The organism is Kitasatospora sp. NPDC004799 (genome assembly GCF_040609095.1).
In the GTDB taxonomy this organism is placed as follows: Bacteria; Actinomycetota; Actinomycetes; order Streptomycetales; family Streptomycetaceae; genus Kitasatospora.
Genome location: NZ_JBEXJK010000057.1, coordinates 15559 through 28863, shown reverse-complemented (window position 1 = coordinate 28863; position 13305 = coordinate 15559). Strand labels below are relative to the sequence as shown.

11 protein-coding genes and 1 pseudogene are annotated in these 13305 nt (G+C 73.1%); 11 read left to right on the top strand and 1 reads right to left on the bottom strand.

Annotation, left to right across the window (positions count from 1 at the left end):
* Positions 1–91: 91 nt before the first annotated feature.
* The 4 genes and pseudogenes from ABZW03_RS10740 to ftsH form a co-directional block, all read left to right on the top strand.
* A pseudogene (locus ABZW03_RS10740) lies at positions 92–1564 on the top strand (HD domain-containing protein); the annotation flags it as partial.
* 191 nt (positions 1565–1755) lie between these two features.
* Positions 1756–3321: a signal recognition particle protein gene (gene ffh / locus ABZW03_RS10735; protein ID WP_355254772.1), complete on the top strand. Its 1566-nt coding sequence runs from the start codon at positions 1756–1758 to the stop codon at positions 3319–3321.
* A 100-nt stretch (positions 3322–3421) separates the two neighbouring features.
* Positions 3422–3946 carry a GNAT family protein gene (locus ABZW03_RS10730; RefSeq protein WP_355254766.1) on the top strand — a complete coding sequence of 175 codons (525 nt, stop codon included), beginning with the start codon at positions 3422–3424 and terminating at the stop codon, positions 3944–3946.
* 93 nt (positions 3947–4039) lie between these two features.
* Positions 4040–6094 (top strand): ATP-dependent zinc metalloprotease FtsH, encoded by a 2055-nt coding sequence (ftsH, locus tag ABZW03_RS10725; protein WP_355254764.1) that lies wholly within the window; start codon positions 4040–4042, stop codon positions 6092–6094.
* Positions 6095–6165: 71 nt separating this feature from the next.
* On the opposite strand, the gene ABZW03_RS10720 is transcribed toward ftsH, so the two are convergent.
* Positions 6166–6990, bottom strand: coding sequence for an SAM-dependent methyltransferase (locus tag ABZW03_RS10720; protein ID WP_355254762.1), 825 nt, complete (start codon positions 6988–6990; stop codon positions 6166–6168).
* A 211-nt stretch (positions 6991–7201) separates the two neighbouring features.
* Here ABZW03_RS10720 and proS point away from each other — a divergent pair, with 211 nt between their 5' ends.
* The 7 genes from proS (at position 7202) to rplS (ending at position 12959) form a co-directional block, all read left to right on the top strand.
* Positions 7202–8614, top strand: coding sequence for a proline--tRNA ligase (proS, locus tag ABZW03_RS10715; protein WP_355254760.1), 1413 nt, complete (start codon positions 7202–7204; stop codon positions 8612–8614).
* A 445-nt stretch (positions 8615–9059) separates the two neighbouring features.
* Positions 9060–9638 carry a hypothetical protein gene (locus ABZW03_RS10710; protein ID WP_049650398.1) on the top strand — a complete coding sequence of 193 codons (579 nt, stop codon included), beginning with the start codon at positions 9060–9062 and terminating at the stop codon, positions 9636–9638.
* Between the two features lie 414 nt (positions 9639–10052).
* Complete coding sequence (rpsP, locus tag ABZW03_RS10705) at positions 10053–10481, top strand: 30S ribosomal protein S16 (RefSeq protein WP_045700219.1); 429 nt, start codon at positions 10053–10055, stop codon at positions 10479–10481.
* Between the two features lie 2 nt (positions 10482–10483).
* Complete coding sequence (locus ABZW03_RS10700) at positions 10484–10723, top strand: RNA-binding protein (protein ID WP_030056773.1); 240 nt, start codon at positions 10484–10486, stop codon at positions 10721–10723.
* Between the two features lie 157 nt (positions 10724–10880).
* Positions 10881–11516, top strand: a complete 636-nt coding sequence (gene rimM, locus ABZW03_RS10695) for a ribosome maturation factor RimM (RefSeq protein WP_355254757.1) — start codon at positions 10881–10883, stop codon at positions 11514–11516.
* Between the two features lie 119 nt (positions 11517–11635).
* The gene (gene trmD / locus ABZW03_RS10690; RefSeq protein ID WP_355254770.1) at positions 11636–12454 is read left to right on the top strand and encodes a tRNA (guanosine(37)-N1)-methyltransferase TrmD; all 819 of its coding nucleotides are present in this window, start codon (positions 11636–11638) and stop codon (positions 12452–12454) included.
* 154 nt (positions 12455–12608) lie between these two features.
* Complete coding sequence (gene rplS, locus ABZW03_RS10685; protein WP_030306736.1) at positions 12609–12959, top strand: 50S ribosomal protein L19; 351 nt, start codon at positions 12609–12611, stop codon at positions 12957–12959.
* The last annotated feature ends 346 nt before the right edge of the window (positions 12960–13305 follow it).

Below are 13305 nucleotides of genomic sequence, written 5' to 3'. Positions count from 1 at the left end.
GTGCCCGCCTCGCCCCGCTGCTCCAGCGCCTCGTGCCGCTGCCGGACCCACGCCGTGACGAAGTCCTCCTTGCGGCGGAAGTGGTTGAAGGCCGCTCGCCGAGGGCGTGGTCGAGCAGGACGGCGAGGCGGTGCTCGCCCAGGGCGCCCGCCCGGCCGCCGACCCGGTGCTCCCGCTGCGCGCCGCGGCCGCCGCCGCGCAGAACGGGCTGACCGTCTCGTACGCCACGGTGCGCCGGCTGGCCGCCGAGTGCCGCCCGCTGCCGGTGCCCTGGCCGGACGAGGCGCGCGAGCAGCTGGTCACCCTGCTGGGCGCGGGGGAGTCGGCCGTCCCGGTGTGGGAGGCGCTGGAGGCGGAGGGGCTGGTCCGCCGGCTGCTGCCGGACTGGGAGCGGGTGCGCTGCCGTCCGCAGCGCAACGCGGTGCACCGCTGGACGGTGGACCGGCACCTGGTGGAGACGGCGGTGCGGGCCGCCGCGATGACCCGCCGGGTGGCCCGGCCGGACCTGCTGCTGGTCGCCGCCCTGCTGCACGACATCGGCAAGGGCTGGCCGGGGGACCACAGCGAGGCCGGCGAGGTGATCGTCCGCGACCTCGGTGCCCGGATGGGTTTCGGGCCCGAGGACACCGAGACCCTGGCGGTGCTGGTCCGCCACCACCTGACCCTGGTGGACACCGCGACCCGGCGCGATCCGGACGACCCGGCCACCGTCGAGGCGATCACCAAGGTGGTCACCACCGCGCCGGTCCTGGAGCTGCTGCACGCGCTCACCGAGGCGGACGCGCTGGCCACCGGCCCGGCCGCGTGGAGCGGCTGGCGGGCCTCGCTGGTGGACGGCCTGGTGGCCCGGGTGGCGGACCGGCTGGCCGGGGCGGGCGCCCCGCCGGTGGAGACGGCGCCGACCGCCGAGCAGGAGCGGCTCGCGGTCGAGGCCGCCCGGACCGGGCAGCCGGCGCTGTCGCTGCGGGCGCGGTCGGAGGGGGCGCGGCCGGGGGCCGAGCCGATGGGCGTCGAGCTGAACCTGGCCGTCCCGGACCGTCCCGGGCTGCTCGGCACCGCCGCCGGGGTGCTCGCGCTGCACCGGCTGGCCGTCCGCTCGGCCGGGCTGCGCGAGCTGGACCCGGTGGGCGCCGGGCCGGTGCTGCTGCTGTCCTGGCGGGTGGCGGCCGAGTACGGCGAGCTGCCGGAGGCGGCCCGGCTGCGGGCGGACCTGCGCCGGGCGCTGGACGGTTCGCTGGACGTCGCCCGCCGGCTCGCCGAGCGGGACGCCGCCGCCCCGCGCCGCCGGGGCATCCCGACCCCGCCGCCGCTGGTCGCGGTGGCGCCCGCGGTGGCCTCGGCGACCGCGACCGTGCTGGAGGTCCGCGCGCACGACGCCCCCGGGCTGCTGCACCGGATCGGCCGGGCGCTGGACGGGGCGGGCGTCCGGGTGCGCACCGCGCACGTCTCCACGCTGGGCGCGGAGGCCGTCGACTCGTTCTACCTGACCGACGAGTCGGGCCGCCCGCTGACCGTCGGGCGGGCCGGCGAGGTGGCGGCGGCGGTCCGGGCCGCGCTGGGCTGAGCGCCGGTCCGGGGGCTTCCGGACGGGAGGCCCGGGGTCTTCGGGACGGGAGGCCCGGGGTCTTCGGGACAGGAGGCCCGGGGCCTTCCGGACAGGAGGGGGACGGGGGTGGAGACCGTACCCGGGGCGGCCGGATACCCTGGGGGGCGACGACCGTACCGATACCGATGCCGCAGAGGACCCGCGACGACGTGTTCGACACCCTTTCCGATCGCCTCGCAGCGACGTTCAAGAACCTCCGGGGCAAGGGCCGCCTGAGCGAGGCGGACATCGACGCCACCGCCCGCGAGATCCGCATCGCGCTGCTGGAGGCGGACGTCGCGCTGCCGGTCGTCCGGGCCTTCATCAAGCAGGTCAAGGAGCGCGCGCTCGGCGCCGAGGTCTCCGGTGCGCTGAACCCGGCGCAGCAGATCATCAAGATCGTCAACGAGGAGCTCATCGCGATCCTCGGCGGCGAGACCCGCCGGGTGCGGTTCGCCAAGAGCGGCCCGACGGTGATCATGCTCGCCGGTCTCCAGGGTGCCGGCAAGACCACCCTCGCGGGCAAGCTCGGCCACTGGCTGAAGAAGCAGAAGCACACCCCGCTGCTGGTCGCCTGCGACCTCCAGCGCCCCAACGCGGTCAACCAGCTCCAGGTGGTCGCCGACCGCGCCGGCGTGGCCTTCTACGGCCCGCAGCCGGGCAACGGCGTCGGCGACCCGGTGCAGGTGGCCAAGGACTCGATCGAGTACGCCAAGCAGAAGCAGTACGACGTCGTCGTCGTCGACACCGCCGGCCGTCTGGGCATCGACGCCGAGCTGATGCAGCAGGCCGCCGACATCCGCGCCGCGGTGAACCCGGACGAGGTCCTGTTCGTCGTCGACGCGATGATCGGCCAGGACGCGGTCACCACCGCGCAGGCCTTCCTCGACGGCGTCGACTTCACCGGCGTGGTGCTCTCCAAGCTCGACGGCGACGCCCGCGGCGGTGCCGCCCTGTCGGTCGCGCACGTCACCGGCCGGCAGATCATGTTCGCCTCCAACGGCGAGAAGGTCGACGACTTCGACGCCTTCCACCCGGACCGGATGGCCTCGCGCATCCTCGGCATGGGTGACGTCCTCTCGCTGATCGAGAAGGCCGAGCAGACCTTCTCGCAGGCCGAGGCGGAGAAGATCGCCGCCAAGCTGCGCGGCGGCCCGAAGCAGTTCACCCTGGACGACTTCCTGTCCCAGCTGGAGCAGGTCCAGAAGATGGGCTCGATCTCCAAGCTGCTCGGCATGCTGCCCGGCATGGGCCAGATCCGGGACCAGATCAACAACATCGACGACAAGGACGTCAACCGGGTCGGCGCGATCATCAAGTCGATGACCCCGACCGAGCGCGCCGAGCCGGAGCTGATCAACGGCTCCCGCCGGGCCCGCATCGCCAAGGGCTCCGGTGTCCAGGTCGGCGAGGTGAAGAACCTGGTCGAGCGGTTCTTCGAGGCCCGCAAGATGATGTCCGCGATGGCCTCCGGCAAGGGCATGCCCGGCATGCCGGGCATCCCGGGCATGGGCGGCGGCGGGAAGAAGTCCGCCAAGAAGGCCCCGCAGGCCAAGGGCAAGCGCAAGAGCGGCAACCCGCTGAAGCGCGCGCAGGAGGAGGCCGCGGCCGCCGAGCGTCGCGCGCTCGGCCCGGGCGCCGGCCAGGCCCCGGCGGACGGCGGCGCGTTCGGCCTCGGCGCGGGCAAGGGCCCGGCCGACTTCGAGCTGCCCAAGGAGTTCAAGGACATGCTGTAGTCCTCGACCGCCCTTCGGCGGTCGATCGCGAGCGGTCCTGGTCGGCCCGTCGCCCGGTGTTTCCGGGCGGCGGGCCGATCGCGTGTCCGATGATGGGGGCATGCGAGTGATGATCAGGGCCCCGAGGGCCGAGGACACGGCCGCGTACGCCGAGGCGGTCCGGCGGTCCGCCGAGCACATCGGCCGGTGGAACCCGGTGGAACCGGACGGACTGCCCGACCTGCTGAAGCGCCAGGGCTCCGGGCTGCGCACCTTCCTGATCATCGACCGGGAGACCGGCGGAATGGTCGGCAAGGTGAACGTCGCCAACATCGTGATGAGCCGGTTCTGCAACGCCACGCTGGGCTACGACTCGTACCTCCCGTTCAACGGCACCGGGCGGATGACCGAGGGCATGCGACTGGTCGTGGACCGCTGCTTCGCCCCGCAGTCGGCCAACGGGCTGGGGCTGCACCGGCTGGAGATCAACGTGCAGCCGGACAACGAGCGCTCGGTCGCGATGGCCAGGCGGCTGGGTTTCCGGCACGAGGGCTTCTCCCCGCGGATGCTGTTCCTCCAGGGGGACTGGCGCGACCACGAGCGGTTCGCGCTGACCGCCGAGGAATGGCCGGGCGCGACGGCATAGCCGCTGGTGGGAGGTGGTGGCGGAGGGCGTACGGCGGGCCGGGTGCGGCGTTGCGATTGGCTCGCCCGAGCGCCCGTCCGTATTGTCCGATGGGTGACCGAACCCGTGCCGCCACGTCAGACCCCCGACCAGCCCTGGCGTTCGGAGGGTGCTCCACCCCCGCCGCCGCCCAAGCGCCGGATGCCCGGCGGCTGGGTGGGCCTCGCCCTCACCGCCCTCGTGGTGTTCCTGATCTCGGACCTGCTGCTGTCCTTCTTCGGCCCCGCCGGGGCCACCACGATCTCGTACACCGAGTTCAACAACCAGCTGAACAAGGGCAACATCACCAAGATCTACGCCAAGGGCGACGCGATCGAGGGCACCCTCAAGACCGCCCAGCCCAAGCCGGACGGCGGCAAGGGCGACTACACCGAGTTCGACACCCAGCGGCCGTCCTTCGCCGGCGACAACCTCTGGACCACCCTGCAGCAGCAGGGCGTCGAGGTCACCGCCACCTCGCCGGTCCAGCAGCGCAGCTTCCTCACCAACCTGCTGCTCTCGCTCGCCCCGATGCTGCTGCTGATCTTCATCTGGGTGCTGCTCGCCCGCCGGATGGCCGGCGGGCTCGGCGGCGGGCCGCTCGGCCGCAAGGCCCCGCCCAAGCCGGTCACCGCCGAGGAGGGCAAGCGCACCACCTTCGCCGACGTGGCCGGCATCGACGAGGTCGAGGCCGAACTCACCGAGGTCGTCGACTACTTGAAGAACCCCGAGCGGTACCGCAGGCTCGGCGCCAAGATGCCGCGCGGCGTGCTGCTGAGCGGCCCGCCCGGGACCGGCAAGACCCTGCTGGCCCGGGCCGTGGCCGGCGAGGCGAACGTGCCGTTCTTCTCGGCCTCCGCCTCCGAGTTCATCGAGATGATCGTCGGCGTCGGCGCCAGCCGGGTCCGCGAGCTGTTCGCCGAGGCCCGCAAGGTGGCCCCGGCGATCATCTTCATCGACGAGATCGACACCATCGGCCGCCAGCGCGGGGCCGGCGGCGGCATGGGCGGGCACGACGAGCGCGAGCAGACCCTCAACCAGATCCTCACCGAGATGGACGGCTTCAGCGGCTCCGAGGGCGTCATCGTGATCGCCGCGACCAACCGGGCGGACGTGCTCGACCCGGCGCTGCTGCGCCCCGGCCGCTTCGACCGGCGGATCACCGTCAGCCCGCCCGACCGGGAGGGCCGCGCCGCGATCCTGCGCATCCACAGCCGCAGCGTCCCGCTGGCCGGCGACGCCGACCTCAACCAGCTGGCCAAGGTCACGCCGGGGATGACCGGCGCCGAGCTCGCCAACCTGGTCAACGAGGCCGCGCTGCTGGCCGTCAAGCGCCGGCAGGACGCGGTCAACGAGCGGGACCTCTCGGACGCCCTGGAGAAGGTCCAGCTCGGCGCGGTGCGGCCGCTGGTGATGCCGCAGGAGGAGCGCGAGCGGACGGCGTACCACGAGAGCGGGCACGCGCTGCTGGGCATGCTCCAGCCCGGCGCGGACCCGGTCCGCAAGATCACCATCGTTCCGCGCGGCCGGGCGCTCGGCGTCACCCTCTCCACGCCGGAGAACGACCGCTACTCGTACACCGAGCCCTACCTGCGCGGCCGGATCATCGGCGCGCTCGGCGGCATGGCGGCCGAGCAGGTGGTCTACGGGGTGATCACCACCGGTGCGGAGAGCGACCTGGAGCAGGTCACCAACATCGCCCGGGGGATGGCCGGGCGCTGGGGGATGAGCGAGCGGGTCGGCCGGCTCACCGCGGTGCCCTCCGACCCGCAGGGCGCGTACGGGCTCTCCGCCGCGCCGACCACCCTGGACGCGGTGGACGAGGAGGCCCGGCGGATCGTCTCCGAGTGCTACGAGGACGCGGTGCGGATCCTGACCGAGCAGCGGCACCGGCTGGACGCGCTGGCGGCGGCGCTGCTGGAGGCGGAGACGCTGGACGAGGAGGCGGCGTACCGGGCGGCGGGGGTGCCGCGGGAGGAGTCCGCGGCGGGTGCCGAGGGGGCCGACGGGCCGGACCGGGCCGACGGGCCGGGCGGGTTGGGCGGGTCCGACGGGCCGGGTGGGGCCGACGGGCCCGGCGGGTCCGACAGGCCGGGTGGGGCCGACGGGAAGTCGATCGACCAGGCGTGAGGCCGGGGCCGGGGGCGCTCGCCGGGTGGCGGGCGCCCCCGGTTTGCGTCTCCCGGCCCCTCTGCGGCCTCCTAGCGCGGCTGTTCGGCGACCAGGTAGCGGAACAGGTTCTCCATCCGCACCGAGCCGTCCGCGCGCAGGTACGGCTGGAGCGCCTCCTCCAGCTCCTTGGCCACCAGCGAGGCGCCGGAGAACTCCTCGGCCGGTTCGAACAGGCCGGTGGAGAGCAGGCCGCGCACCGCGCTGTCGAGGTCCGCGTAGGCGAACGGGCAGCTCACCCGGCCGCTGCCGGCCGGGCGCAGGCCGGCCGGGGCGAGCAGGTCCTCCAGGGCGCCGGGCGCGCTCAGCTCGAACGGGTCGCGCGCCGTGGTCCGGCCCGCCATCCGCCGGGCCACGTCCAGCACCGGGGCGCTCTCGCAGCGCTCCGGCGGGCCCCAGGCGGCCAGCACCACGTGCCCGCCCGGGAGGGTGAGCCGGGCGGCCTCGGCGACCACCGGGCCGGCCCCGGCGGCGCCGGGCAACTGCTCGAAAACCGTCACCAGCGAATGGGCCGAGCGGGGGACGGCGGCGGGCGTCCGGGCCCCGGCGCACACCCGCAGCCGGCGGTCGCGGGCCAGCTCGCGCAGCTCGTCCCGCGGCTCCTGCCCGGAGACCTGGGCGCCCCGGGCGGCCGCGAGCAGCAGGGCCAGTCCGGACCGGCAGCCCAGGCCCAGCACGCTGGTCGCCGGGCCGACCTCCAGCCGGTCGTAGACCGCCTCGTACAGCGGCACCAGCATGCGTTCCTGGATCTCCGCCCAGTCGCGCGCCCGCGCGGGGCGGGCGGCCCCGGCCCGCGGGTGGTGCGGGCGTGCGCCCGTCGGGCGCGCGGTCGTGCCGGTCGTCCGAGCTGAAGCCATGGCGGCCTCCCATCCGGTCCTTCGGTGTGCTGCTACGGCTCCCCCAAAGTCCCGCCCCACACCAGCGAACAGCGGGTCGGGCCCGGCGTCCAGAGGGGTGCGGGGTGGTGCGCGCGTGTCGCGGTGGTGCGCCCCCGTCCGGTGCCGCGGTGCGCCCCGTCCGGTGATACCGATTCGAAACCGGGGCCCCGGTCCCCGTACCATTCGCCCCATGGCTAAGGCACCCGTTCTCACCCCTCAGGCGGAAGACTTCCCGCGCTGGTACCAGGACCTCATCAACAAGGCCGAGCTGGCCGACAACGGTCCGGTGCGCGGCACCATGGTCATCCGACCGTACGGCTACGGCCTGTGGGAGCGGATGCAGCAGGAGATGGACGCGCGGATCAAGAAGGCCGGCGCGCAGAACGCCTACTTCCCGATGTTCATCCCGCAGTCCTACCTGACCAAGGAGGCCGAGCACGTCGAGGGCTTCGCCCCCGAGCTCGCGGTGGTCACCCACGGCGGCGGCAAGCAGCTGGAGGAGCCGGTCGTCGTCCGGCCGACCTCCGAGACGATCATCAACGAGTACTTCTCGAAGTGGGTGCAGAGCCACCGCGACCTGCCCCTGCTGATCAACCAGTGGGCCAACGTGGTCCGTTGGGAGCTGCGCCCGCGCGTCTTCCTGCGCACCACCGAGTTCCTCTGGCAGGAGGGCCACACCGCCCACGCCACCTACGAGGACGCCCGCGACTACGCGTCGATGATCCACACCCAGGTCTACGGCGACTTCATGACCAACGTGCTCGGCATCGACGTCGTGCTCGGCCGCAAGACCGCCAAGGAGCGCTTCGCCGGCGCCATCAACACCCTCACCCTCGAGGGCATGATGGGCGACGGCAAGGCGCTGCAGATGGGCACCAGCCACGAGCTGGGCCAGAACTTCGCCAAGGCGTTCAACACCACCTACCAGCTGCAGGGCGCCGAGCGCGAGCACGTCTGGCAGACCTCCTGGGGCGTCTCGACCCGCATGGTCGGCGGCCTGATCATGTCCCACGGCGACGACAACGGCCTGCGGGTGCCCCCGCGCCTGGCCGCCGTCCAGGCCGTCGTGCTCGCGATCAAGGGCGACGACGCGGTCATCGCCAAGGTCCGCGAGATCGGCGCCCGGCTGGAGGCCGCCGGCGTCCGGGTCGTGGTCGACGACCGCACCGACACCCCGTTCGGCCGCCGCGCCGTCGACTGGGAGCTCAAGGGCGTTCCGCTGCGCATCGAGGTCGGTCCGCGCGACCTGGAGAACGGCACCGCGATGCTGGCCCGCCGCATCCCGGGCGGCAAGGAGCCGGTCTCCATCGACGCCCTGGCCACCCTGGTCCCGGGCGTGCTGGAGGAGGACCAGGCGCTGCTGCTGCGCCAGTCCCGCGAGCGCCGCGAGTCCCGCACGGTCGATGTCAAGACCGTCGACGAGGCCGTCGAGGCCTCCGCGACCGGCTGGGGCCGGATCTCCTGGGCCGACCTCGGCCCGGAGGGCGAGGCCAAGCTGGCCGAGCAGGGCGTCACGGTGCGCTGCATCGTCGCGGCCGACGGCTCGGTGCCGCAGGCGGACGACCAGGACGGCAACATCGCGATCGTCGCCCGGGCGTACTGACGTCCGTCCGGTGTTCGGCGGATGTCGGGTCGATGTCCGCCGGGCGTCCGTCGTCCGCCGGTAATGGCCGTCACCGGCGACATTTGCCCGGAATGCGGATGGGTAAGAATCCGGTAACTGTTCAGGTGTGTCCCCGCCGTGGACATCCCTACTGGCCGGTCAACTCCCGGTATTAACGGAATAGCGGTACGGTGTACGGCCCGTGGCCCTGTCAATCCGGCAGGCTCACGGGCCGTACGTCCTGGGTGGCGACAGCCCGCTCCCCCGGACGGAATTCAGCAGGCCCGTCGGCGTTGCGGCGGGCCGAAACCGGCAGGGGGTTGGTCTTGCGTCAGATCCGGAACGCGCAATTCGCGCGCGGCCTTGCATTCCTGGGAGTTCCCTGTGAATTCCCCGGGAACGAGAACATGCGGAACATCGGCTCGCACTCCATCGTTGGTCTAGCGTGAGCACGACACAGCCCCTCGTTCTCGCGGCCGAACTGGCCGCCGCCTGGAGCGACATCCAGGCCTACCACCAGGACCTGCCCGACCTCGCCTCGCCCGAGGCGCTGATCGGCGAGTCCTCCTCGGCCTGCGGGACGCGGCTCGGTTTCGAGCGCCTCCTTCATGAGGCCGCCCACGGTCTGGCCGCGGCCCGGGACATCCGGGACACCTCGCGGGCCGGCCGCTACCACAACCGGCGCTTCCTGATGCTCGCCTCCGAGCTGGGCCTGGCGCACCCGGTCGAGCCGCACGCGAGCAGCGGCTTCTCCCAGGTGACCATGCTCAAGGAGACCCAGGAGCGGTACGCCGAGACCATCGAGCGACTGGACCGCGCCCTCGGGGCGCACCAGGAGGCGGTGGCCGGCGACGGCGCGACGCGCGCCTTCCGCGGCCCGGCGGCCCGGCACGGCTCCTCCGGGGGCGGCGTGCGGGTCAAGGCGGTCTGCGGTTGCGGGCGCAACGTCCGGGTCGTTCCGTCGGTGCTCGCGCAGGCGTCCATCGTCTGCGGAGCCTGCCAGCAGCCGTTCAAGATCGCGTAGTCGATCGACGTCCCGGCGGGCTGCTGTGCGGGCAGCGGTCCGGCCGGAATGGGCGGTACGGCCTGCACGGTGTGCGCGGTCTCACGCGGTGCTGCGCGGTCTCACGCGGTGTTGCGTGGCCACGAGCGGTCGCGAGCGGGCGCGACCGGTGCGGCGCGACGAGCAGGACAGCAGGACAGCGGTGATTTCTTCGGGTTGGACCGGGAGCGGGGGCTCCCGGTCGAGCCCTGACCGGGCGCCCGGGCCCGCGTGCAGGCGGTTCTCGCCGGTGTGGCAGAATGGACAGCTGAGTACTCGGCAGCCGGGCAGGACCCCTCTCTCCTACGGCTGGCGTGTCCCTTGAACGGTCCGCCGCGCAACCCCACGCGATGGCGAGCCCGCTCACCCACGTCAACACCAGGAGAATCCACTCCCGTGGCAGTCAAGATCAAGCTGAAGCGTCTCGGCAAGATTCGCTCCCCGCACTACCGCATCGTCGTCGCCGACGCCCGCACCAAGCGTGACGGCCGCGCGATCGAGGAGATCGGCATCTACCAGCCGACCTACAACCCCTCGAAGATCGAGGTCGACAGCGACCGCGCCCAGTACTGGCTGTCCGTCGGCGCCCAGCCGACCGAGCCGGTGCTCGCCATCCTGAAGCTGACCGGCGACTGGCAGAAGTTCAAGGGCCTGCCGGCTCCGGCGCCGCTGAAGGTCGCCGAGCCGAAGGTCGAGGACTTCTCGCACCTGTTCGCGAAGGCCGTCGCCGGCTTCGAGGACGCCACCACCGGCGTCGCCATCACCCCGAAGGCCAAGAAGTCGGACAAGGCCGAGGCTGAGGCCGACGCCGCTGCCGAGGCCTGATCGTGATCGAGGACGCCCTCGACCACCTGGTGAAGGGCATCGTCGAGCACCCCGACGAGGTGCAGGTGCGCTCGCGCAACCTGCGTCGGGGTAACACCATCGAGGTGCGGGTGCACCCCGATGACCTCGGCAAGGTGATCGGCCGGGGCGGCCGTACGGCGCGCGCTCTGCGCACCGTGGTCGGCGCCCTCGGCGGTCGCAACGTCCGGGTCGACCTGGTCGACGTGGACAACATTCGCTGACGCTGCTGCTCGTTCAGCCGTCAGGGCTTGTGAGGCCGACCGGGACGCATGTCGTCCCGGTCGGCCTTTCGCATTCCCGTCCGCATTTCCCTCGCATCATCGCTTCGCAGCCCGTCGCTTTTCGTTTCGGCTCAGGAACTCCAGGAGAACGATCACCGTGCAGCTCGTCGTCGGCAGGATCGGCCGTGCCCACGGCATCAGGGGGGACGTCAGTGTCGAGGTCCGCACCGACGAGCCGGAACTCCGGCTCGGCCCCGGTGCCGTCCTGCTCACCGACCCCGCGTCGACCGGACCGCTGACCGTCGAGTCCGGCCGGGTGCACAGCGGCCGGCTGCTGCTGCGCTTCGCCGGCGTCAAGGACCGCAACGCGGCCGAGGCCCTCCGCGGCACCCTGCTCATCTCCGAGGTCGACCCGGAGGAGCGCCCCGAGGACCCGGAGGAGTACTACGACCACCAGCTGATCGGCCTGGACGTGGTGCTGCTCGACGGCACCCCGGTCGGGGAGCTGACCGAGGTCGTCCACCTGCCGTACCAGGACCTGCTCACGGTCAGGAAGGCCGACGGGACGGAGGTGCTGGTGCCCTTCGTCAGCCAGATCGTGCCGACCATCGACCTGGAGAACCAGCGTGCCGTGATCACCCCGCCGCCCGGGCTGATCGACCCGGAGGAGGCGGAGGTCGCGGGGACCTCCTCGGCAAGGCGCGCCGAGGGCGCCAAGGGCGCCGAGGGTGCCAAGGGTGCGGAGGACGTTGAGGGCGCCGAGGGTGCTGCAGGCTCGGAGGAGTCGGAGTGACCGTCGAGGAGAACGCCGGGGCGGGCGCCGTGGCCGATGTCGAGGCGGGCGTCGACGCGGGTGCCGAGGCGGCCGGCGGCGCGACGTCCGGCGGTGTGTCGGGCGGCGTGCAGAGCGGCATGCGGATCGACGTCGTCACGATCTTCCCCGAGTACCTGGAGCCGCTGGACGTCTCGCTGGTCGGCAAGGCCCGCGCCCGCGGTCAGCTGGACGTGCACGTCCACGACCTGCGCGGGTGGACCCACGACGTGCACCGCACGGTCGACGACAGCCCGTACGGCGGCGGCCCCGGCATGGTGATGAAGCCCGAGCCGTGGGGCGAGGCGCTGGACGCGGTGGTCGCCGCCGGCCCCGAGGGGCAGGTGCCCACCCTGGTCGTGCCGACCCCGAGCGGGCGCCCGTTCACCCAGGCGCTCGCCCAGGAGCTGGCCGGGCGGCCCTGGCTGGCCTTCACCCCCGCCCGGTACGAGGGCATCGACCGCCGGGTCATCGAGGAGGCGGCCACCCGGATGCCGGTGGTCGAGGCCTCGATCGGCGACTACGTGCTGGCCGGCGGCGAGGTCGCGGTGCTGGTGATGGTCGAGGCGATCGCCCGGCTGCTGCCCGGCGTGCTCGGCAACGCCGAGTCCCACCGCGACGACTCCTTCGCGCCGGGTGCGATGGCCGACCTGCTGGAGGGCCCGGTCTACACCAAGCCCGCCGAGTGGCGCGGCCGGACGGTGCCGGACGTGCTGCTCAGCGGCAACCACGGCAAGATCGCCCGCTGGCGCCGGGAGCAGGCCTTCGCCCGGACCCTGGCCAACCGCCCCGACCTGGTCGAGCGCTGGCAGTACGGCGCCTTCGACAAGAAGGAGCGGGAGGCGCTGAGCATCCTCGGCCTGGCCTGGGACGAGCGGCTCGGCCGATTTCGGTCCGTGGCCGGTGATGTGGAAGAATAGGCCGCTGCTGTCTGTCGCTGGTTCCCTTCCGTAGGGGACACGTGGACCGGCGCCCCCGCCACGGGGGGATCGTCGTCAGCCGATGCGGCCCGCAGCAGACCCCATTGTGACGATTTTCCGTGGGCGGCCCGTGGCGCCTGCGATGGAGAGCAACATGAGCAACAAGCTCGCTGCTGTCGACGCGGCCTCGCTGCGTAGCGACATCCCGGCCTTCCGCGCCGGTGACACCCTGAAGGTTCACGTCCGGGTCATCGAGGGCAACCGCTCCCGTGTCCAGGTCTTCCAGGGCGTCGTCATCCGCCGCCACGGCGCCGGCATCGGTGAGACCTTCACCGTTCGCAAGGTCAGCTTCAACGTCGGCGTGGAGCGCACCTTCCCGGTGCACACCCCGGTCGTCGAGAAGATCGAGGTCGTGACCCGCGGTGCGGTTCGCCGCGCCAAGCTGTACTACCTGCGTGACCTCCGCGGCAAGGCCGCGAAGATCAAGGAGAAGCGCGACCGCTGATCCACCGGCCCCCGGCCCGGCCGGGGGATCGGAACGCTCGGAGGGGGTCGAACGGCCGCAAGGTAAGCTCACCCCCCGATGAGCACGCATGAACCACCCGCGGACCGCGACGGCAGTCCCGCACCCACCGGTGCGGACTCGCCGTCGCGGTCCGCGGTCGTTTCCAGGGGTGTTTCCGGTGGGGCCGCCGACGGTGGGGCCGCCGACGATGCGGGGGCGGGCGGCACCGAGCGCCCGGAGCGGGCCGACGGGCCGGAGTGCGCTGAGGAACCGGAGCAGGCCGAGCCTTCGGAACCGGCCGGCGACCCGGAGCGCGCCGAGGCCGATGACCAGGATGAGGTATCCG